Source organism: Granulicella cerasi (assembly GCF_025685575.1).
GTDB lineage: Bacteria > Acidobacteriota > Terriglobia > Terriglobales > Acidobacteriaceae > Granulicella > Granulicella cerasi.
Genome location: NZ_JAGSYD010000006.1, coordinates 158,160 through 180,293, shown reverse-complemented (window position 1 = coordinate 180,293; position 22,134 = coordinate 158,160). Strand labels below are relative to the sequence as shown.

The window sequence follows — 22,134 nt, the reverse complement described above, 5'->3', positions numbered from 1 at the left end:
GATAGCCAACGCATGAGCAAGCCCATCTTCTACGACCCTCAACGCAAGCGCTGGAAGCGGCTTCGCCGCGTCTTTGACTTGCTCGCGCTCTTTGGGGCTATCGTAGGCATTATCTTCGTGATCGGCATCGTGCGCATGAAACCCATGCGTGGCATCGATCTGCGCTCCACATCAAAGAAGTACCGCGCCCTGGCGAACACACCGGAAACGGCGCAGGCGACCAAGGACAAGCTCAATCGCTCGGCACATCGGCACTCCACGCTGATGCCGTCGGACGTTGTGATGAACCAGAGCGAAGGTCTGCGCGCTGCGTTCTACACCGACGTCGACCCCGCTTCGATCGCGTCCTTCAAGCAGCACGTGAAGCAGATCGACCTGCTCTTCCCAGAGTGGCTGCACGTCATCACGCCTGACGGTTCGCTCACCGCGTACTCGTCGTCGAACACACCCTTCTCCGTCATCGACAACGCTGGCGTCCATGGCGTTGACCGCGAGAACCGCGTCGTTCACGCGATCGACACCGCGCACGAAGACACCGAGATCTTCCCGCTCGTCAACAACTACTCGCCCACGGAAGGCGTGTTCAAAGACAGCATCGGTGCATTCCTTCAAAGCCCCGATGCCCGTAATAAATTCCAGCAACAGGTCGATCGTTTCCTGGCGGCGAACACACGCTATCGCGGCTTGACCTTTGACTTTCAGGCCATTCCAGCCGACGCGCAATCTGGCTTCCGTTCGCTCGTTGCGGCGATCTACGACGACTTCCACGCACGCAATCTTCGGCTTTACATCACCGTTCCGGTAGGCGACTCTAACTACGATTACGCTTATCTCGCCGACCACGCCGACGGTCTTGTGCTGATGAACTATGACCAGCACCAGAGCGGCACACTCGCTGGCCCCATCGCGGCTCAGGACTGGTTTGAGAACAACCTCCGCGAGATCCTGAAGAATGTTCCGCGCGAGAAGATCATCTGCTCCATCGGCAACTACGGCTATGACTGGACGACGGCCATGCCGCAGCCTCAGGCCAAGGCCAGCCGCCGTAACCCCAAGCCCGCGCCCGCGCGTGCACCGCTGAACACCGACAGCATTCTTTCGTCGACGAACCTCTCCACGCAGGAAGCGTGGGCCGCGGCACACGACGCCGGCGCCACGATCGAACTTGAGGACCCGTCGCTCAATCCGCACTTCGCCTACGACGACGATGACGCACACGTGCGCCACGAGGTCTGGTTCCTCGACGCCGTCACCGCCGTCAACGAAATGCGCGTGGCCCGAGCGCTCGGTCTGCAGACCTTCGCGCTTTGGCGTCTCGGCACGGAAGATGATTCCCTCTGGAAGATCTGGGACAGCCCACTTCACTCCGACCCCGTCAAGGACCTCGCCAGCGTCAACCCCGGCTGGGACGTCAACACCGAGGGTGACGGCGACATTCTGCGCGTAACAGGTTCGCCGCAGGTGGGACATCGCACCATCTCGATGGACGTTGATCCTACGATCCCCACACCGTACCTCTCTGTCGTCAACGAGACGATGGACTCGTACCCACTGCCCTACACGATGACGCAGTACGGCTATCACCCGAAGAAGGTTGCCATCTCCTTCGATGATGGCCCGGACCCGATCTGGACACCGAAGATCCTCGACATCCTGAAGCAGAAGAACGTCAAGGGCACATTCCTCATGATCGGCGAAGAAGCCGAGGACAATGTCAGCATCATGCAGCGCGTCTATCGCGAAGGGCATGAGATCGGCAACCACACCTTCACGCACCCTGACATCTCGGAAATCTCGCAGGGTCAGGTGAACCTGCAGCTCGATCTCACCGAGCGCCTGTTCCGGTCCAAGCTCGGTGTTTCGCCTGTGTACTTCCGCCCGCCGTACTCGATCGATCAGGAACCGGATACCAACGATCAGGCTGCGCCGATTGAGTCGATTCAGTCGCTCGGCTACGTCATCGTCGGCAACAAGATCGATACCAACGACTGGGACGAGCACCCGCGCAAATCTCCGCAGGAGATCGTGCAAAGCGTCTTCGAGCAGATCAACGAAGCGCAGGTGAAGACGTGGATGAAGGGCTCAATCATCCTGATGCACGACGGCGGCGGCGATCGTTCGCCAACCATCGCTGCGCTGCCCGTGCTCATCGATGCCCTACGCGCGCGCGGCTATGAAATCGTGCCGGTCTCTGACCTGATCGGCATGACCCGCAACCAGGTGATGCCGCCGCTCAGCACGCGGCGCGAGAAGCTGTCGGCCTTCGCGGACTCCATCACCTTCTTCTTCATCTCGTTCTTCAACCACTTCGTCATCTACGTCTTCTTCATCGGCGATGTCCTGATGACCGCGCGCCTCATCATCATCGGCGTATGCGCGCTCATCGATCGCCTGCGCAAGCGCAAAGACTTCTCTACCGCGGACTATAACCCGCGCGTCGCCGTCCTCATTCCTGCGTACAACGAAGAGACAGTCATCGCCCGCACCGTGCGTTCGGTGCTGATGTCGAATTACAAGAACCTGCGCATCGTCGTGATCGACGACGGCTCCAAGGACACCACCGCGGAGGTCGTGAAGACGACCTACGCGAAGGAGATCGCCGAGGGCCGCGTCGAGGTGATGGTGAAGCCTAACGGTGGCAAAGCCGAAGCGCTCAACTACGCACTCGAGCACATCGACGAAGAGATTTACGTTGGCATTGATGCGGACGGCGTGATCGCGCACGATGCGATCTCTCGTCTCGTGTGCCACTTCGCCAACCCACACATCGGGGCCGTTGCGGGTAACGCGAAGGTTGGCAATCGAGTAAACCTGTGGACGCGTTGGCAGGCGCTCGAATACATCACCTCGCAGAACTTCGAACGCCGAGCTTTGGATCTCTTCGACGTCGTGATGGTCGTGCCCGGAGCCATCGGCGCATGGCGCACCGCTGCGGTAAAGGCTGGCGGCGCCTATGCGCCCGACACGGTCGCTGAAGACGCCGACCTCACCATGAACCTGCTCGAGCAAGGCTACGCCGTGATCTACGAAGACCAGGCGCTCGCCTTCACCGAAGCCCCCGTCAACGCGAGTGGCCTTGCGCGCCAGCGTTTCCGCTGGAGCTTCGGCATCCTGCAGGCGGTCTACAAGCACAAGATGGCGATTCGGAATCGTCGTGCGATGGGCCTCTTTGCGCTACCGAACATCGTGATCTTCCAGATCATGCTGCCGCTGGTATCGCCGCTCATCGACTTGATGTTCGTGGCGGGCGTGCTGCACTACTTCATCAATCTCCATTTCCACCCCGAGACCACCAGCTCTGCGGATTTCGTGAAGCTGCTGACCTTCTTCCTCACCTTCCTCCTGGTGGACTTCCTCGCTTCCGCGCTTGCTTTCGCACTGGAGCGCAAGCACCCTGCTTCAAAGGGCGATGCGTGGCTGCTGGTCCACATCTGGATCCAGCGTTTCACATACCGCCAGCTCTTCTCGTGGGTACTGCTGAAGACCGTGAAACGGGCCATCGACGGCAAACCCTTCAACTGGGACAAGCTGGAACGCACCGCAAAGATGTCGAAGCAAACTGATGAACTCACGCAGTAGTTGCGTTGAAGAAAGTGAATGGTCATGAGCAATCTGGACACACTCGAACTCTCCAACTTTGTGAACGAAGCCTTTACGGATTTCACGAACGGCGACAACAAGCGCGCGTATGAAGCTGCTTTGGCGAAGGCCCGCAGCGAGTTCGGACGCACCTACCCGACGATCATCGGCGGCAAGCACCGTCAGCTTGCCAAGAAGTTCACTTCAACCAACCCCGCAAATCCCAGTGAGGTCGTAGGGACACATTTCGAGAGCACTCCCGTAGAAGTCGACGAAGCTATCGACGCTGCGCGCGCGGCGTTCACCTCGTGGAAGAAGCAGCCGGTGATCGCGCGCGTGAAGCTGCTGCTCGAAGCCGCAAAGATCATCCGCGAACGTCACTTCGACTTCTGCGCCTGGCTGACCCTGGAAGTCGGCAAGAACTGGGCCGAGGCTGACGCCGACGTCGGTGAGTGCATCGACTTCCTCGAGTTCTACGCGCGCGAAGCGTTGAAGCTAGACGGTGCGACGACCCCGATCCAGTTTCCTGGCGAGAAGAATCTGCTGCGCTACCTCCCGCTCGGCGTGGGCGCGGTAATTCCGCCCTGGAACTTCCCTTTCGCCATCATGGCGGGCATGACAGCCGCATCCATCGTATGCGGCAACACCGTCGTGCTGAAGCCCTCCCCGGACGCACCGACGATGGCCGCGCTCTTCGTGGAAGTGCTCGAGGAAGTGGGCGTCCCCGCGGGCGTCGTCAATCTCGTGCACGGTGGTCCAGCGGTCGGCCGAGCGCTGACGGAGTCGCCTCTCATCCACTTCATCGCCTTCACCGGCTCGAAGAAGGTCGGCCTTGAGATCCACGAGCGCGCTGCGAAGGTCATCCCTGGTCAGCGCCACATCAAGCGCACCATCCTCGAGCTCGGCGGCAAAGACGCCATCATCGTGGAAGCGGATGCTGACATCGACGCAGCTGTAGATGGCGTGGTCGCCTCCGCCTTCGGCTTCAACGGACAGAAGTGTTCTGCCTGCTCACGCGCGATCGTCGCAGACGCGATCTACGACAGCTTCTGCGACCGCGTGAAGGAGAAGGTCGAAGCCATCAAGAGCGGCACGCCGGAGTCAAATGCGTACGCGGGCCCGGTCATCAACCAACTCGCCTACGACCGCGTTCTTTCGTACATCGAGATCGGGAAGGCCGAAGGCAAGCTCCTCACTGGCGGTGTCGCACTCAAGCCTGCGGAAGAGGGTTACTTCCTCGCTCCAACGGTCTTTCGCGATGTCCCCGCGAAGTCACGTATCGCGCAGGAAGAGGTCTTCGGTCCGTTCCTCGCCATCATCCGTTCGTCGAACTTCAACGACGCTCTGGCGATTGCGAATGACACGGAGTATGGTCTCACCGGCGCCATTTACACGAGCTCGCGCGAGAAGCTGAATCGTGCACGCGATGAGTTCCATGTCGGAAACCTGTACCTGAACCGCAAGTGCACCGGCGCCATGGTCGGCGCGCATCCGTTCGGCGGCTTCAATCTCTCCGGCACGGACAGCAAGGCCGGCGGTCCCGATTACCTGACGCTCTTCACGCAGGCAAAGTCGGTTGCCGAAAAGCGTGGAGTGGTCAGCGACGCGGCGGAAGAAGAAGCTCAGCGCATGGGAATCTAACGCGACGAGGCGAGGTCATCTGACCTCGCCTCGTCGTCGTTTAGCGTCCTGCGTAGCCAGCGCCAAATCCCTGTACATAGGCCCGGCGGAAGCTCTCACGATACAACCGGAACGGTCCCATGCCCGGGCGATAGCCTGGCGTCTCCTGAAACGCGCGTGTGTGATACGGATCAGCAGGAGCACGGTTATACGCCGCGCGCTGACCATCTGCATGACCGGTGTCGAACCCCGCGTGCTCCGCGAACTGAACGATCGGCGGAGGAGGCGGCGGGGGTGGCGGAGGCCGGTGGGCGCACCCCACAGCCACAGTCAATGCAAGTCCTGAAAACGTAGCGAGTACAAGTCGGCGAAGCTTCATGCAACAGCACCTCTCGCCTCTCTTCAACGCAGAAATCCGCCAGATGTTGCTCGAAAACGCAGACTCCACAGCGAACCAACTTTTGTGGGATACCGAAAACCAATCGCCCCATTTCTTCTAGGGGAGCAATGTCCGTTAGCCTTTCAGAAGCGCCTTTGCAAGTCGTTCTCGCAGATAACCAGGCGATCTTTCGCACTGGAACCTCGCGCGTCCTCGCACTGGAAGATGATATCCATGTGGCCGCGCAGTGTTCCGACGAAGAGCGTTTGAAGGAAGCCGTCGGCGCGCTCCGCCAATCGGTGGTCATCTTCCCGTCGTCGATCAGCCGAGATCTCCACGACTTGCTCGACTGGATCGAACAGGCGAACTCGCGTTCCGTGATGATCCTGGAGCATGGCACGGACGCAGACGAGAGTGTTCTGCAGCGCGTCGAAGGCGTGGTGTTGCGTTCCGTTGCGGGCCCGCAGCTTGTCGAGTGCATTCACCGCGTGGCGGCCGGGGAGCGCAGCGTCCAGCGCGCAACCATCAAGCCGATGCCCTCTCCTGACCGAGTCGGCGCACGCGTGGTGCAGCGTCTCACGCCCAAAGAATTGCAGATCATCGCGCTCGTCACCGATGGCGCGAAGAACAAAGACATCGCCACGCAGCTGAACACCAAGGAGCAGGTCGTGAAGAACTACCTCCGCTCCATCTATGACAAGACCGGCGTCTCCGATCGCCTCGAACTCGCGCTCTACACGGTGCATCACCGCGCGCTGGCCGAGGCCATCGAACTGGCCCACCCGCTACGTTCCAAGCGCGCCTGATTCCCTCCACTTCGCAAAGGCTCTATCATCAGAGGTATGAGTCTTCGTCCGTTTCACATTGCCTTTCCGGTAGATGATCTCCGCGCCGCGCGCCACTTCTATGGCACCGTACTCGGTTGCCCGGAAGGCCGCTCTGCCGATCACTGGATCGACTTCGATCTCTTCGGTCATCAGATCGTTGCGCACCTGAAGCCGAAGGCTCCGGACGCTGCGCCCACTCATACAAACGCTGTCGATAACCACGAAGTTCCCGTGCCGCACTTCGGCGTGGTGCTTACCCCTGAAGAATGGGACGGCCTCGCAGAACGCGTGAAGGCCGCGGGCATCAGCTTCATCATCGAGCCTTACACGCGCTTCAAGGGCGAGGTCGGCGAGCAGTCCACCATGTTCTTCCTCGACCCCGCCGGTAACGCGCTCGAGTTCAAAGCCTTCAACGATCTCTCACAACTCTTTGCAAAGTAGCCTCATGACTTCATCCCGCACCGACATTACTACCTGGGCTGATCGCCTCGGCATCGCCACTTCTGCGCTCTGCGTCGTGCACTGCCTCTGCGTGCCTGTGCTCATCTCCTTCTCCGCCGTCGCCGCGCACTTCATGCCCTCCGAGGAGCGCTCACATCGGACGCTCGCGGTGGTCGTCTCCCTTCTCGGCACGATCGCGCTCGTGCGCGGATTCCGCACGCACGGCCGTCGCCGCGTACTGGGGTTGATGGCAGCAGGACTCGCCTTCATCGCCACGGGTGCATTTGCAGGAGATCGCCTCTCTGCGCATTGGCAGGAAGTCGCGATTACCTTCTGCGGCAGTCTCCTGATGATCGCCGCGCACCGCATCAACCACACCTTCTGCCGCGATTGCGTCTGCGCGGACCACTGCTGCGACCCGGAGTAGACATGGCCATCCTCATCGAAGAAGCAACATTCAACGACCTTGCCGCAATGGCCCGCCTGCGTGGCGATCAGTGGGGTTCGCCCAACGAGTGGGAGCCGCGACTGACGGCCTACATGATCCGCCAGCAGACGCCGCCCTACGGTCTCGAGCCGCGCGCATTTTTCGTGGCTGTCGACGACACCGAGAACGAAGTCGTCGGCCTGATCGCCGGCCATCTCACCACGCGCTTCGGTTGCAAGGGAGAGATCCAGTGGCTGGACGTGGACTCCCGCCTGCGCGGTCAGCGCATCGCCGACAAACTGCTCGACGCGATGTTCGCCTGGTTCCGCTCGCAGGGGGCCGCGAAGATCTGCGTCAATGTGACGCCGACGAACGACTCCGCGCGCACGGTCTTCCTGCGCCGCGACGCCGAAGCCATGGGTACGCACTGGATGGTCTTCAACGACATCAGCGCCACCTAGCGTTCACACCAGAAATAACGAAAGCTGCCCGGTATGCCGAGCAGCTTTTGTCATTGGGAAAGCTCGCTTAGACCGCAATCGTGAAGCTGTCTTCGCTGCGTGTCACCTCACGGTACAGCGTGTCGCGCTCGAACGGAATGCGCCCCGCCTCGGTGATGAGGCGCTCGAGGTCACGGCGTCGCATCCCCTGCGGGGTTTCCGCACCGGCGTCGTGATAAATCTTCTCTTCGATCACCGTGCCGTCGATATCGTCCGCGCCAAAACGCAGCGAAATCTGCGCCATCTTCGGCGTTACCATCTGCCAGTAGCTCTTGATGTGCGGGAAGTTGTCGAGCATCAGGCGACTCACGGCGATCTGTCGAATGTCCGTCATGCCTGTGGACTTCGGCAGGTGCCCCAGCGCCGTGTTGTCCGGGTGGAAGCTCAACGGGATGAACGTCTGGAAGCCGTTCGTCTCATCCTGCACCGCACGCAGCTTCAACAGGTGGTCGACGCGGTCTTCGTCATTCTCAATGTGGCCGTAGAGCATCGTGGCATTCGATTTCAGGCCAGCCTTATGCGCGAGGCGTGCGGTGTCGAGCCACTCCGAGCCATCGATCTTGTGGTCGCAGATGATGTGGCGCACACGGTCGGAGAAGATCTCCGCACCGCCACCGGGGCACGAGTCCACACCAGCGGCCTTCATGCGCTCCAGTGCCTCTTCAATCGTCATCTTGCCGCGCTTGGCAAGGAACGCCACCTCGACCATGGTGAAGGCCTTGATGTGCACCTGCGGGTAACGCTGCTTGAGTCCGCTGACCAACTCCATGAAGTATTCAAACGGCAGATCCGGGTGCAGACCGCCAACGATGTGGAACTCGGTAACGGCTTCAGTCAGGCCCTGACCTGCAGTTTCCCATGCCTCTTCCAACGCCATCGTGTAGGTGTCGGGATCGCCCTTCTTGCGTCCAAAGGCGCACAGACGGCAACTTGCCACGCAGACGTTCGTGGGGTTGATGTGGCGGTTCACATTGAAGTACGCCAGATCGCCGTGCAGGCGTTCGCGCACGAGGTTCGCCATCCAGCCCACGGCCAGAATGTCGCCCGAGCGATACAGCGTCACGCCATCCTCAAAGGTCAGCCGTTCGCCGCGCTGTACCTTCTCAGCGATCGGTTCGAGCAAGGGGTCGTCGGTCTGGAAACCATGTCGCGGCTTCTGCGTGAGCGGGGTCTGCATAGGAATATTCTACGCCCGGTGCACCCGACTACCAAAGTGCGCGGGCCTTAGGCTCTTTACGATTTTCACTTTCGATCCAGCGGCGAATGCTCTACTCTGACGACGAAAACAGAGCCCGCTGAGAGGTCCGCATGGAACCAAGTTTCTGGCATCAATCCTGGCAAAACAACCGCATCGCCTTCCATGAGGGCAAGCCGAACTCCCTGCTTGTGAAGCATCTTCCCGCGCTGGGATTGAAGCCGGATGCGTGCATTTTCGTCCCCCTGTGTGGCAAGACCGCCGACCTACGATGGCTGCGCGATCAGGGCTTGCGCCCCATCGGCGCAGAGCTTAGCGAACTCGCCGTAGCTCAGTTCTTCGAAGAGCTCGGCACCGCTCCACGCGTCGAGGATGCAGGCGCACTGAAGCGATTCAGCGCAGACGGCATCACCATCTACCTTGGCAATATCTTCGACCTCACGCCCGAAACGCTTGGCTCCATCGACCTGGTCTACGACCGCGCGGCGATGGTCGCCTTTCCGCCCGAGACCCAGCCGGCATACGCCGAGCAGGTGCTACGCCTGAGCGCCGCCGCGCCGATCCTGCAGATCACCTTTGAGTACGATCAGTCAACGCAGCCCGGGCCGCCCTTCTCCACTCCCGAAACGCAGTTGAACGCGTACTACGGCAAGCACTACGCCTTGGAGCTGCTCGAACGCATCGACGTCCCGGGTGGCCTGAAGGGTATCAGCCCGGCGCAGGAAAGCATCTGGCTGTTGGAACCGCGATAACGCTTGCAAGAGTGAAAAGGCGTGGCCCGAGAGCCACGCCTTTTCACTCTTGCAGACTATTTGCCGAACTTCGAGTTCACCATGCGCGGCTGCACGACCATGCCATCAAAGAGCGAGGCCCCGATCAGGTGGTCACCCACCGGTCGCACGAATCGCAGATTCCATCCGGTCTCCACGTAGTTCACCTTGTACTCAGGAAGCGTAACGGAGAACGCAAACGGCGAAGCGCTCGACGTGACGAGAATCCGGTGCTGCAGCGCATCGAAGTGGATATTGTCGACCTGCGTAATGAAGAGGTTCTTCAACGTCTTCCAGTTCTCGCCGAGGTCGGTGGAGTAATAAACGCCCTCGCGGCCACCCACCCAAAGATTGCCGAGTTCATCGACCGCAACCGCGCCAATCTGCGTGAGGTCCGCCGGAAGTGCCACCGTGTCCCACGTCTTGCCCATGTCAACGGACAAAGCCATCCGCTTCAACGTCGCCGCCAGAAGCATCTTCGGATTCCCGGCGAGGAAGCGAGCATCGGGCATCGCCAGCGTAACTACCGGACTCCAGGAGGCACCGTCATCCTCCGAACGCACGATGCCGCGCGTCGTGCCTGCGAACACCGTGCTACCGATCGGCTCAAGCGCGTAGATCACCTCGTCCATGCGCGTCGGCGCAGGAGGCGGCGTGGAACGCACGGGCTTGCGTGCCGGGGGAGTCTTCTTTCGGGTCTTGGTGTTTGCCGGAGCGCCGTAGTAGAACGCCACGTTGGCTTTGTGCACCACCTTGCCCCGTGTCGCTGGCGCGGCCTTCTTCGTAGCAGGCTTACCAGTCGCCGGAGCCTTGTGCGGCTCGGGCTTTGCCGCTTCCGGCGCCGGAGGGGGCAAAAGAACGCTCGAGTCCTTCCATTCATCTTCAGCGAGCCGGAAGACGCCGTGTCCTGTGCCCGCAAGCACCGTACCGCTTGGCAACGAGGCCAGGCTGAAGACGTCTCTACCGCCGAGTCCGGTGCTCTGCTGCGCCCAATGAATGCCACCATCGCTGCTGGTAAAGACGCCCCCGGTCGTCTTGTCGTTCACGACACCGACGTACATACGACCGCTTCCCTTCGCATCCATCACGTAGGAAACAACCTGACGCGCCGAGAATCCTGTATTCGACGACTCGAAGATCGCGCCGCCATCGAAGCTTACGAGCACGCCACCGCGATCAGTCGCCAACAGCAGATGTTGCGAGTTCGTCGGGTCGACCCAAACGTCGTTGACGATCACGTCGCCGCCTGTCAGGCGCACCCATTGCATGCCACCATCAAGCGTGCGATACAGCCCTTCCGTTGTTCCGGCGTAAACCGTACCGAGAAAGCGTGGATCCTGCGTCAGCTTACGCGTGCGGCGAGCAGACGACGGAATACCGTTGATCTTGCGGAACTGGACGCCCGCGTCATAGCTCTTGTAGATACCCGAGCAAGCGCTGGCGTAGACGGTCTTAGGGTGCTGCGGATCGATGATGATCGAAAACACGTCCGAGTCATCGATGATGCCGTTCTTGATGTTCTCCCAGTTCTTGCCGCCGTCAGTGGTCTTCCAGGGGAGATGCCATGTGCCGGCGTAGATCACGTCCGGGTCCGTCGGGTCGATGGCGACCGACTCCACCTCATGGATCTCCGTAGAGCCCGGGGGCGAGATGAGCGCCCAGTGATCGCCGTTGTCCGAAGAGCGAAAAACGCCCTTGAGCGTGCCCGCGACGAGGTAGCGCGGATCCTGCGAGGCGCGCGCCAGCGAGCGAATCGATTGCCCGCGCATCTGCGCCTGGTCGTACCAGGTCTTGCCACCATCAATCGAGACGTAAAGCCCACCCTCAGGACGGTCCACCACCCAGGTGCCGACGATCAGTCGCTTTGGATTCTCGGGATCGATGAGCATGTGGTCGATGACCAGATCATTGCGATGCGCGATCTGCGCGAGACGTGCCCAATCGTGGCCGCCATTGCGGGACTCATAGATCCAACCATTTGCCGTACCGAGGAATAGATGGTGAGCGTCGCTCGGGTCCTGCGCAATCGCGCGCGCGTCGCCGCCATAAGGGCCGAGGGGAAACCAAGGCACAACCGCCAGAGCACGCAGGCCCAGCGTAGAAACGAGAAAGAGAAAACAAGCCCAGCCAAACAGGCGATACCGCATGCCGCGCACCCAAAGCTCCATCATTTTGTCTACTTCAATCTTATGCGACAAGACCGCGGCGTTTTGCCCTGTCCGTCGATCTTTCGTAGCGATGGTTTATTTCCCATCAGCTACGATGCAGCCGGTAGAAATGCGAAGGCCGACCGGAAATCCGGTCGGCCTTCGGTTAGAAGCAAGCCAGAGGCTTACATCTTGTGGTGGTGCTTCTTGTGGGCCATGTGAGCCGTGCGGGGCACAGCCTTGACCTTGGCTTCGTCGACCGGGGTGAGACCCGTCATGTCGAGCGTTGCACCGACCGGGATCAGGGTCGTCGCGCTGCTCTTCGTGCCGGCTGCACCGGTGTAGACCGAGATGCGCGAGGCGTCGAGGCCCTTGTCCACAACGAGGTATTCCTTCTCGTTGACTGCACGTTCTGCAGCCTTGTGGTCAGGCATCTTCTCCGTGGGCTCCGAGCTGCCGATGACAGCCAGCTTGGACTGCGGATCACGCTGTGCCGAGAGAGCGATGTCGTCAAGGCAAGCCTTGGCTTCATTGTCCACGCGGGTCGGGCGCTTCTTGTCCTTGTCGAAGGTGATGGTGCAGAGGCTCTTGGTGACAACCGGTGCGGGCGGCGGAGCCGAAACCGTCACGGTGGTCATCTGCGATGCCGTCTGGCCCTTGTCGTCGACAACGTTGCAGGTCACGGTAATCGTGCCGGGAGCAACGCCGGTCGTCTGGAGGGTCGCCGTCGAGGTGTTGCCGCTCACGGTACCAGCAGTTGCCGAGTAGCTGTAGGTCAGCGGACGGTTCTGCGGGCTTACGCCGTTAGCAGTGATGGTCGAAGGATCGCCCGGGTTCACGGTCGACGGGGTTGCCGAGCAGCCAACTGTCGGGGGCTGGAACGCGGTCACAGTGAACGTAGCCGAGCAGTCCGAGAACTGGCCGGGCTTCATGCCCTGCGAAACGTGGCCCTTGACCGTGTAGGTGCCAGCCGAAAGCGTCTTCGTGTCGACCGAAGCCACGTTCGAAGTGCCAGCAACCGGACCTGCATCCGAAGTCCAGGTGTAAGCTGCATCCTTCTTCGGGTTCAGGTTGGTGGCCGTACCGGTCACCGTGATCACATCACCCGGGTAGATCGTGCCCGTCGGAGCCGTCACAGCGCAAGCATAGGTGACAGGCGGCGGAGGAACGATGTGGCCGAAGTGCATCAGGATACCCGACGAGAGCTCAGCCGAACCGAGGTTCGCGCGGCCGCCGAGGTTGCCAGCGGTCGGGATCGTCGTCGCCGGACCATAGTTCAAGTGGGTGTAACGGTAGTCAGCCTCGAAAAGGCGAATGCCGAACATGTGGTTGAAGAACGGCAGATCATAGTCCATACCGCCGCCGACCATCAGACCCGCACCCCAGGTCCAGGGCTCGTGCTCGAGCGTCGCGGGAACTTCGCTGTTCGGGCCACCGCCGCGAATACCGCCAGCGAGACCGTGAGCAAAGAGCGTGAAGTTCTGCATCGGAGCGCGGAAGATCGGGCCAGCGTAACCGGAGTAGAAGCCATCATTCTGACCATCCGGGTTCGCGACTGCAACGACTTCCAAACCTGCGTACTTGTTGAAGTAGTAAGCTCCGCTACCGATCGCGCCTACGTCAACCGACGAGAAGCGGATGTTGGACGGCTTCACCACACCATGGTTGCCCATGTACGAATAGCCCAGGAAAACATCCGCGCGCGAAGGATTCGTTCCGCTAGGAGCGGCCGTCTGTGCGATCAGGCTCGCCGAACCCAGGCTGACCGCACATGCAGCCAGCGCGTACCGGCCGATATTGCGAAAACGACGTTGAGACATTCTAAAATCCTCCACTCAAATAACTGCAGTTTGTTGCGGACTTTCACGTCCAGGCCCGCTAATGTTTGTTAGTTCCCCAAAATTTTACCGCAGATGATTTTGGTGTCCAGAACAAAATCACTGCAGCGCTTCAAGTTAGCACTCTACCCAAAGAAACTCTTTGGGCAATCTCTTCGTCTCAGGCCGAACCTTGGTGGTTATTGCTCCCCCAAAGTCCGCCCCTTGCTAGGCCAGGTTCAAAGCTTCCTTGAACGAACCGCGGCTGGCCTGAATCTTTTCCTGCAAAAGCGTGATCGCGTAGAGCAGCTGCTCCGGACGCGGCGGGCAACCCGGCACATAAACATCGACCGGAATCACCTGATTCACACCCTGTACCAGCGCGTAGTTGTTGAACACGCCGCCCGACGTGGCGCATGCGCCCATCGAGATAACCCACTTCGGCTCCGGCATCTGTTCATACAGACGACGAATCACCGGTGCCATCTTCTGCGAAACACGACCCGCGATGATCATGATGTCGCTCTGACGGGGCGAGGGGCGAAACACCTCAGCACCGAAGCGTGCAATGTCATAACGCGAACCGCCCATCGACATCATCTCGATAGCGCAGCAGGCAAGGCCGAAAGTCATCGGCCAGATCGAGTTCTTGCGAACCCAGTTGATCGCAGCGTCCATGGAGGCGAGTACAACTCCATCCGGAAGCTCGCTTCCCCAAACAACCTCGTCCACCTTGTCACGGTTGATGCCCAGGCTCTCGATGGAACCGAACAGGCGGCGGTCGGCGCTCTCAGTGGGGCGGCCGTTGGTCGTTGTCGTATTGGCGGAATTCTGGCTCATACGCTCAAGTATAAGGGCGTTCGCAATACTTCTGTAATCCCTTGTCTCGCTTTCACAAGCTGCGGTTATTTATAACGATGCGAAACCGAACTACCGGGTTGGTTTCGCGTCGCAGGAAAAGTGTTCTGCGACGAGAGCACCTGCCGGTTTCGCACCTCGCGGCAGCTCGATCCAAACCTTAAAACGGATGCGCGCGAGGCGTCCGAGCGCCGACGGCGGCTCACCCTGCACCACCTCGTGGGGTGTGTCCGCCCATCGAGACGCCACCGAAGCAGCCATCGGCGCCTGGTCGCGTAAGCCCGGGACAAGCTCCACATCCATCAGCTGGAAGCGCGCTTCCGGTTGCGTCACCACGAGCCGTGCCAGTTCATTCATGGCGCTGCCGTCCTTCGCCAGAACGCGTTGCTCCAGGGAGACGAGCTGGTCGAATCGCTGGCGATCGACCGCGTAGCGGAAGTGGCGAGGGTTCCAGGCACCCGCGTCCTGAGCGCGGAACGCCCAGTCCGTCGAGATCAACAGCGGCGACACAGAACGATACGGCGGCGTGGCCACCTCGGCCCAGTCATGCGGCTCGCGGACCTCATGCCCCTGCCGCATCTCCAGCACACGCACGATCCAACCAGACTTCAACGGCTCGACAAAGAGCTCCAGCCCGGGCGTGAACTCCTGGCGGAAGGCTTCTCCGCTGCCTACCTCACCTTGCACGGTGACTGCGGAGCAAGCCCCTTCCGGCACCGCCTTCACCGGCTTCGACGCGTTCGCGAGCGGAGCGGCCATCAAGCAGAGTGCTGCCATCCATCGACTAATTCGCATTGAGTTCAATCGCTTCTTGCAACGCATCTCGGAGCTGCTTCTTTTGATCTGGAGAAAGGCGTTCGGCGTTGCTCGAAAGGTAGAAGACATCAATCGCGACTTCCCCTTCCGTATCGATGAGCGCAACCTCGACGTTCAAGCCAGCGGCAGAGATCACCGTGCTCACCGCGCGCAGCAGTCCGGGAACGTCCTGCGTCACGATCTGCAGCAACGTTGCGTGGCTGCTCGCAGAGTCATCGAACTCAATCCGTGTTTCCACCAGCACGCGCGGCGCACGGCGCTTGGCGCGACGACGGCTGCGCAGCATCGACTCCACATCCGCCCGGCCGGCGACCATCTCCCGCACGCTCGTCACAAAACGCTCGCGTTCGCTTTCGTTCAACTCCAGCGTGCGGAACGTGTCGGTGAAGCGGAAGCTATCGACAACGACACCCGCCGCATTGGCAAACGCGTCTGCGGTCACGACGTTCATCCCCCACGCCGCAAGCGCGCCCGCCATGCCCGCGAAGAGGCGCGGGCGGTCCTGCGTGACGAGCGTGATCTCGCACATGTTCATGCCGTGCCGGAAGGCGATCTGAAACGGCTCCTCGGCGAAATGGCGCGTCATCTCGAAGTGGCGGAAGATCGTCTCCGGCGCGCGGGTCTCCAGGTAACGCTCCGGGAAGCCTTCAAGGAAGGTCGTCGCGATCTCTTCTTCGCCGCGTGCCAGCTCCATAAACCTCGCCACACGCGTATCGCGACGGCGCACGCCCTTCACGCGGACTTCGCCGGTGCGCACGCGCTCTTCATCGACACTGCGATCCAGCTGGTTGGCCGTGGACATCGAAAGACGCCACAGGTTCTCGGCCTTCCACGGCGTCAGCGCGTCCGGGTGCACGGCGTTGATGTCCGCATAGGTGAACAGGGTCAACATGCGCAGCGCTTCCGGCGTCTGCACCTTGCTGGCAAAGGCGCGCACAGTCTCCGCGTCGAAGATGTCGCGGCGCAGAGCGGCGGACATCTCCAGATGGTTCTCGATGAGCCCCAGCACGAGGCCGGCATCGTAGGAGTCCATCTCCAGCCGTTCGATCACCGAGGTCGCCATGCGCGCGCTTTCGGCTGCGTGGTCATCGCTGGCCCTGCCCTTGCCGGTGTCGTGCAGCAGCGCGGCGAGGTACAGCAGCCCGGGGTTCTGCAGCTCACGAATCATGGCGCCGAACTTCACGCGCCAGTCGGGCGCGCCCTGCGGAGCCGGCTGCTCGAGGCCGTGCAGCGTCTCGATCAGCACAAAGGTGTGCTCATCGACGGTGTAGCGATGGTAGGCGTCGCGGATCACCAGCGCGTCGATGCCGTGGAACTCCGGCAGGATCAACTCCAACATGCCGATCGCGTGCATGGTCCGCAGCGCGTTCGCGGCAAACTCGCCGGTCAGGATCTTTGAAAGCGAGCGCCATAGTCCGGGGCCTTCTTCCAGATGCGCACTCAGCAATGGAATGCCGTCGCCGATGCGCTCTTCAGACTCGGGCGAGAGCTTTGTGCCGGTGGCCGCCATCGCAGCGAACACCGCAAGCACGACCTCAGGTTCATGCGCGGGGTCGCTGCCCGACGCCATGCGGTCTTCCAGCTCAATGCGACGATCGCGAATGCGGAAACCTGTGCCCGAAGGAATCTTGAGCGACTTGACGGTCTCATCCGCGCTGAGCCGCATCCCTGTCAGTTCGGCCTCGCGCGCATGGGCACGCTCCACCACGCGCGCATGGCGGAAGTACACACGCATCCAGTAGGAACCGTCGGCGCTGCGGCGGTCGGGACCACGGCTCAAGCCAATGCCGAGTTCAGCAGCCGCGTCCTGCGAGCGCCACTCCAGCGTGTTGTCGTCGCGCTCGTGGCGATAGTGCAGGAACACGCGCACCGAGGTCAGGAATTCTTCGGCTTCGCGGAACTCCTCGGCCTGCATCATCGGCACGTCGCGTCCCTTCGCCGAAAGAATACGGTGCAGCCAGATCGCCACATGCCCGTCGCGAAGACCGCCGGGGCAGTCCTTGATGTTGGGCTCGAGGTGAAAGAGCGTGTTGCCGTACTTCTTGTGGCGTTCGCGCGTCAGTGAACCGAGCTCCGCCAGAATCGACTTGTCGTGCTTGAAGAGCCGTGGGAGGCAACGCTCCTGCATCCGCGACAACAACTTCGAGTCGCCGCCGAGAGGGCGGAAGTCCATCAGGCTGAGCCCAAACTCGGGGTTCGTGGCCTCAAACTTTTCGCAGTCGCTGGTGGGTCGAGACGAGAGTGCGATCTTCAGGCCACAGTCCCAGAGAGCCTGCGACACGTGCCGAATCGCTTCTTTCGCCAGATCGTTCTTCTCGACCAGAAAAAGCAGGTCCACGTCGGAACTGGGGAAGAGCTGTCGGCGGCCGTAGCCACCCACCGCGCCGAAAGCGACGCCGTTGGCGAGCTTTGGCTCTGCGGCCATTTCGGCCGACCACAAGCGGCCTACCAATTCGTCTACCAGCGCTGTGCGCGCGGCCAGAGCAGCCGGTCCATCGGCTGTGCGCTCGAAGTCACGGCGGATGTCAGCCATCCGCCGTTCGTATTCGGCACGCAATGTTTCTTCGCTTGTCGTCAACGCTTCCCGATCGTGGTTTAGGTGCTCTTAGAGCGCGATTTCGCCGCGCTCGTCATTGCGAATGCGGATAGCTTCGTCGATCTTCGAAACGAAGATCTTGCCGTCGCCGATGCGGCCCGTGCGGGCTGCGGTGATGATGGCCTGGATGGCTTTCTCGGCCATGTCGTCGGTCACCACAACCTCGAGCTTGATCTTCGGCAACAGGTCCACGGCGTACTCGCGTCCGCGGTAGAACTCCGTATGGCCCTTCTGGCGGCCGTGTCCACGCGCCTCCAGGATCGTGATGCCCGCGATGCCGGCTTCGACCAGCGCGTCCTTTACGGCTTCCAGCTTTGACGGCTGAATGACCGCCTCAATCTTCTGCATGTCGTTCTGCTCCTCTTGCTGCGTTGGTTGAGGTTAGGCAACGTCCCAGTCGTAGCCTTCTTCGCCATGCTGGGTAATGTCCAGACCTTCGCGTTCGTCTTCCTCACTCACGCGCAGACCAATCAACTTATCGACAACAAACAGAATAATCAACGTGCCGACGATGGAAATCACCCAGGCGATCGCCACGCCGATGAACTGGTTGAGCAGCTGCTTGTGATTTCCGGCGAAAAAGCCGTCGATGTTCGTACCCTTGTTCACAAAGGCACGCGCAAACAAACCGGTCAGGATCGCGCCCAGCGTACCGCCCGAGCCGTGTACGCCGAAGGCGTCCAGCGAGTCATCGTAGCCGAAGATGTTCTTCACCTTCACGACCATGTAGAAGCAGAAGACGCCGGTGATCAGACCGATCCAGAGCGCAGCCATCGGCGTGACGAAGCCTGCCGCCGGCGTGATGCCGACAAGGCCCGCTACCGCACCCGAAATGCCGCCCAGCGCGCTCGGCTTGCCGTTGCGGATCCACTCTGCCGCAAGCCAGCCGCAGGCCGCAGCGGCAGCCGCGAAATGCGTCGCCACGAAAGCACTGGTCGCCAGGCCCGAGGCCGCGAGCGCCGAACCGGCGTTGAAGCCGAACCAGCCCACCCACAGCAGACAGGCGCCGATGAAGCTGAGCACCACCGAGTGCGGCGGCATCGGCTTCTGCGGATAGCCCACACGCTTGCCGATGTACAGAGCCGTCACCAGCGCGCTGACGCCCGAGGTCACGTGGACCACCGTGCCGCCCGCGAAGTCGAGGCATGGGAATTTGCCGCCGGTCGTGTTCAACAGACCGCCAACGCCCCAGACCATGTGCGCCATCGGTGAGTACACGAGGATCGCCCAGAGGATCAGGAAGACCACCATCGCCGAGAACTTCATGCGCTCGGCAAACGCGCCGGTGATCAGCGCCGGGGTGATGATCGCAAACATCAACTGGTAGACCATGAAGGTCTGCGAAGGAATCGTCGCTGCGTAGGGGCCAGGGTCCGTGCCCACGCCGTGCAGGAAGACATTCTGGAAGCCGCCGATGTACGGCGCCAGTGCTCCATGCCCCGGGGCAAAGGCCAGCGAGTAACCGAACAGCGCCCACAGCACCGTGATGATCGCCATCATGGCAAAGGTCTGCATCATCGTCGCGAGGATGTTCTTCTTCCGAACAAGGCCGCCGTAGAAGAGCGCCAGACCAGGGCCGCTCATCATCAGTACCAGCGCGGCGGAGACGAGCATCCAGGCGTTATCGCCGGCGCTCTGCGCGCTGGCAATCGCCGTCGCGTTGGCGGTATTCGCCTTCTCCAGCGCGGCGATGCGCTCGGTCGAGGCCGTTGCCGCCGTTTGCGCCCAGGCACTGCCCGCAGTGAGCAGCAAGGCCCCCACCGCGCTCACGCGCATCCACTGCTTTGACTTGACTACGCTGCCACACAAACCCATGAGCACCATCCTGTTATCCGGCAATCCCGGACGGAAAATACTTCATCCCCTGCACGCCAAGGCGCTAGAGAAAGAGAACTTTGAGGTGTGCCGCTACGGCTCAACGAGGTGCCGCGCGGCGGACACGCAATGGAGGAATCAGTTGCGTTTACTCTACAACACCCTGTGCGGAAATCTGTCCGCTTTTGGAACGACAAGCCCTCTTTTACTGCGGAAACTCGACCTCAACGGCGCGCGGCCTTGCAACAATCGCCGTATTCGCCGGGCGCTTCGCCCGGCCAGCGGAGCTGTCTATGAAGAGCGTCAGGATCGGCAAGCGTGAACTCGGCCCGGGTCTCCCCTGCTACATCATTGCGGAGATCGGCATCAACCATAACGGCGACCTCGACCTCGCCAAGCGCCTCATCTCCGTCGCCGTCGCGGCGGGCTGCGACGCGGTCAAGTTCCAGAAGCGCACGGTTGAGGTCGTCTACAGCGCCAAGGAACTCTCTGCTCCGCGCCCGAATCCCTTCGGCACCACCAACGGCGACCTCAAGCGCGGCCTCGAGTTCGACGAACTCGACTACGCGGAGATCGCCAGCTTCTGCCAGCAGGTGAAGATCGACTGGTTCGCCTCACCGTGGGACGAGGCCTCGGTCGACTTCATGGAGCACTTCGACACGCCTGCTTACAAAGTCGCCTCGGCGTCGCTTACGGATGACAACCTGCTGCGCCGCATCCGCCGCACAGGAAAGCCCGTCATCGCTTCCACAGGAATGAGCACCTATGACGAGATCGATCACGCTGTCCGCGTGCTCGGCACCGACGACCTCGTACTCCTGCACACGACCTCGACTTACCCCGCGCAGTACGGCGAGCTCAACCTGCGAGCCATTCCCTCGATGGCCGAACGCTACGGCGTACCGGTCGGATACTCCGGCCACGAGACGGGTATTCCCACTTCAGTGGCTGCCGCGGTGCTCGGCGCCTGCTGTGTGGAGCGCCACATCACGCTCGATCGGGCGATGTGGGGTTCGGATCAGGCAGCATCGCTCGAGCCCAACGGCATCAGCCGTCTTGTGCGCGACATTCGGCTCTGCGAACAGTCCATGGGCGACGGCATCAAGCGCGTCTACGACGAAGAGATCCCCGTCATGCAGAAGCTGCGTCGCGTTGGCGCAAACGCATTAGCTCAAGCGGGAGCGTGATTGCTTTTGCCGGTAGAGGTCCATATCGCTCGCGTGAACGAAGTCGGCGTACGTGCTTTCCGTGCGAGGAACGGCGGTGTAACTACCGATCGAAACCGACAAGTCGTAGGGCTTGTGGTCGTGCGTCCGCAGGTCCTTGGACGCGAGCTCGGCGTGGATACGCTGACAGATCATCTCCGCGGCAGCCATCGGGCAGTCCAGCAGCAGCACCATGAACTCGTCACCGCCCACGCGCACCGCAAGATCGCGCGATCGGATCGACTTCTCGAGTGCCTCGGCGACTGCCAGCAACCCGGCGTCGCCGATCATGTGTCCGTGCGTGTCGTTGATCTGCTTGAAGAGATTGATGTCTACGGTCAGCAACGAGACGGGGCGTTGATGGCGTGCGGCCGAAGCGATGATCTGCGGTGCAAGCTCCTCAAGCCCACGGCGATTCAGCAGGCCCGTCAACGGGTCTCGCATCGCCATGTCGCTCAGCTCGACATGGCCGCGGACCATATCCATCCACAGAAAACACATACACATGCCAGCGATCAGCACCACGCCGACCCAGCGAATGTTGCCGGTGAGATGTGCGCCACGCACCATCGCCACCACAAACACCGTGCTGTTCAGGATGTGGGCCGCGAAGATCGTGGCCATGATGTAAGCCGGCACACGCACCTCCGGAATCTTCGTCCGCAACAGCAGAATCACCGCCGGCACCAGAAAGAATGGCATTCCAATCGAGGCGATGAGGATGCGGATCGGCAGGTTCGGATGGACGTAGGTGTAGAACGCCAGAAAGCCTGTGACGATGAACGCCAGAACGACAAAGTACGGCACAACCGGACGCTCGTAGTTGATGTAGAGCGCCAGCGCCTTGTTCAACAGCGCCAGCATGATCAGGAAGAAGAGATTGCCGCAGACGATCGTCAGGAACGGCGGCCACACCTCGCGAAAGGACTGCAGCTCAAGGCCAGCCGCGCCGAAAAGCGTAGCCGCAAAGAACCAGCGGATGCTGGCATTGGCGTTCGACAAGCGACTGGTCTGATGCGCGAGAAGAACTACCAGGCCCAGGACCAGCAACATGCACGCCTGCAGTTGTTGAACCGAATGAACATTCATGAGAACTAGGTCCAGTTTAGTCGCTTCCACCACAAATACGCGGAGTTCCTCGA

General features: G+C 61.2%; 19 protein-coding genes. 9 read left to right on the top strand and 10 right to left on the bottom strand.

Going from position 1 to position 22,134, the window contains the following annotated elements; genetic code table 11:
- The first annotated feature begins 12 nt into the window (after nt 1-12).
- A complete protein-coding gene (locus OHL11_RS17050; RefSeq protein ID WP_263372780.1) occupies nt 13-3,579 on the top strand; it encodes a glycosyltransferase in 3,567 nt (1,188 codons plus the stop codon).
- Nucleotides 3,580-3,597: 18 nt separating this feature from the next.
- Nucleotides 3,598-5,220 (top strand): L-glutamate gamma-semialdehyde dehydrogenase, encoded by a 1,623-nt coding sequence (gene pruA / locus OHL11_RS17045; RefSeq protein WP_263372750.1) that lies wholly within the window; start codon nt 3,598-3,600, stop codon nt 5,218-5,220.
- Nucleotides 5,221-5,260: 40 nt separating this feature from the next.
- On the opposite strand, the gene OHL11_RS17040 is transcribed toward pruA, so the two are convergent.
- On the bottom strand, nt 5,261-5,578 hold the full coding sequence (locus tag OHL11_RS17040) for a hypothetical protein (protein WP_263372749.1): 318 nt from the start codon (nt 5,576-5,578) through the stop codon (nt 5,261-5,263).
- 155 nt (nt 5,579-5,733) lie between these two features.
- On the opposite strand from OHL11_RS17040, the gene OHL11_RS17035 reads away from it, so the two are divergent.
- The 4 genes from OHL11_RS17035 to OHL11_RS17020 are packed head-to-tail and all read left to right on the top strand — an operon-like array spanning nt 5,734 to nt 7,734.
- On the top strand, nt 5,734-6,384 hold the full coding sequence (locus tag OHL11_RS17035; RefSeq protein ID WP_263372748.1) for a response regulator transcription factor: 651 nt from the start codon (nt 5,734-5,736) through the stop codon (nt 6,382-6,384).
- 36 nt (nt 6,385-6,420) lie between these two features.
- A complete protein-coding gene (locus OHL11_RS17030) occupies nt 6,421-6,846 on the top strand; it encodes a VOC family protein (protein WP_263372747.1) in 426 nt (141 codons plus the stop codon).
- A gap of 4 nt (nt 6,847-6,850) precedes the next feature.
- Entirely contained in the window at nt 6,851-7,273 is a 423-nt protein-coding gene (locus OHL11_RS17025) for a MerC domain-containing protein (RefSeq protein ID WP_263372746.1), read from the top strand.
- A gap of 2 nt (nt 7,274-7,275) precedes the next feature.
- Nucleotides 7,276-7,734, top strand: a complete 459-nt coding sequence (locus OHL11_RS17020; protein ID WP_263372745.1) for a GNAT family N-acetyltransferase — start codon at nt 7,276-7,278, stop codon at nt 7,732-7,734.
- A 67-nt stretch (nt 7,735-7,801) separates the two neighbouring features.
- Here the strand turns inward: OHL11_RS17020 and mqnE are convergent, their stop codons facing one another.
- On the bottom strand, nt 7,802-8,950 hold the full coding sequence (mqnE, locus tag OHL11_RS17015; RefSeq protein WP_263372744.1) for an aminofutalosine synthase MqnE: 1,149 nt from the start codon (nt 8,948-8,950) through the stop codon (nt 7,802-7,804).
- Nucleotides 8,951-9,081: 131 nt separating this feature from the next.
- Here mqnE and tmpT point away from each other — a divergent pair, with 131 nt between their 5' ends.
- Nucleotides 9,082-9,720: a thiopurine S-methyltransferase gene (gene tmpT, locus OHL11_RS17010; protein ID WP_263372743.1), complete on the top strand. Its 639-nt coding sequence runs from the start codon at nt 9,082-9,084 to the stop codon at nt 9,718-9,720.
- Between the two features lie 56 nt (nt 9,721-9,776).
- On the opposite strand, the gene OHL11_RS17005 is transcribed toward tmpT, so the two are convergent.
- The 7 genes from OHL11_RS17005 to OHL11_RS16975 form a co-directional block, all read right to left on the bottom strand.
- The gene (locus tag OHL11_RS17005) at nt 9,777-11,909 is read right to left on the bottom strand and encodes a WD40/YVTN/BNR-like repeat-containing protein (RefSeq protein WP_263372742.1); all 2,133 of its coding nucleotides are present in this window, start codon (nt 11,907-11,909) and stop codon (nt 9,777-9,779) included.
- A 161-nt stretch (nt 11,910-12,070) separates the two neighbouring features.
- Nucleotides 12,071-13,705: a hypothetical protein gene (locus OHL11_RS17000; RefSeq protein WP_263372741.1), complete on the bottom strand. Its 1,635-nt coding sequence runs from the start codon at nt 13,703-13,705 to the stop codon at nt 12,071-12,073.
- Nucleotides 13,706-13,930: 225 nt separating this feature from the next.
- The gene (locus OHL11_RS16995; RefSeq protein WP_263372740.1) at nt 13,931-14,542 is read right to left on the bottom strand and encodes an NADH-quinone oxidoreductase subunit B; all 612 of its coding nucleotides are present in this window, start codon (nt 14,540-14,542) and stop codon (nt 13,931-13,933) included.
- 90 nt (nt 14,543-14,632) lie between these two features.
- Nucleotides 14,633-15,355: a hypothetical protein gene (locus OHL11_RS16990; protein WP_263372739.1), complete on the bottom strand. Its 723-nt coding sequence runs from the start codon at nt 15,353-15,355 to the stop codon at nt 14,633-14,635.
- Entirely contained in the window at nt 15,345-17,909 is a 2,565-nt protein-coding gene (locus OHL11_RS16985; protein ID WP_263372738.1) for a [protein-PII] uridylyltransferase family protein, read from the bottom strand. Before OHL11_RS16985 ends, OHL11_RS16990 begins: the two co-directional genes overlap by 11 nt.
- A gap of 72 nt (nt 17,910-17,981) precedes the next feature.
- Nucleotides 17,982-18,320 carry a P-II family nitrogen regulator gene (locus OHL11_RS16980; protein WP_263372737.1) on the bottom strand — a complete coding sequence of 113 codons (339 nt, stop codon included), beginning with the start codon at nt 18,318-18,320 and terminating at the stop codon, nt 17,982-17,984.
- Between the two features lie 33 nt (nt 18,321-18,353).
- Entirely contained in the window at nt 18,354-19,748 is a 1,395-nt protein-coding gene (locus tag OHL11_RS16975; RefSeq protein WP_396270041.1) for an ammonium transporter, read from the bottom strand.
- Nucleotides 19,749-19,785: 37 nt separating this feature from the next.
- On the opposite strand from OHL11_RS16975, the gene OHL11_RS16970 reads away from it, so the two are divergent.
- Nucleotides 19,786-20,109, top strand: coding sequence for a hypothetical protein (locus OHL11_RS16970; RefSeq protein ID WP_263372735.1), 324 nt, complete (start codon nt 19,786-19,788; stop codon nt 20,107-20,109).
- Nucleotides 20,081-20,974: an N-acetylneuraminate synthase family protein gene (locus OHL11_RS16965; RefSeq protein ID WP_263372734.1), complete on the top strand. Its 894-nt coding sequence runs from the start codon at nt 20,081-20,083 to the stop codon at nt 20,972-20,974. The genes OHL11_RS16970 and OHL11_RS16965 overlap by 29 nt, the downstream gene beginning before the upstream one ends.
- On the opposite strand, the gene OHL11_RS16960 is transcribed toward OHL11_RS16965, so the two are convergent.
- Entirely contained in the window at nt 20,954-22,081 is a 1,128-nt protein-coding gene (locus OHL11_RS16960) for a GGDEF domain-containing protein (protein WP_263372733.1), read from the bottom strand. The two genes, OHL11_RS16965 and OHL11_RS16960, sit on opposite strands and share 21 nt — an antisense overlap.
- Nucleotides 22,082-22,134: the final 53 nt, after the last annotated feature.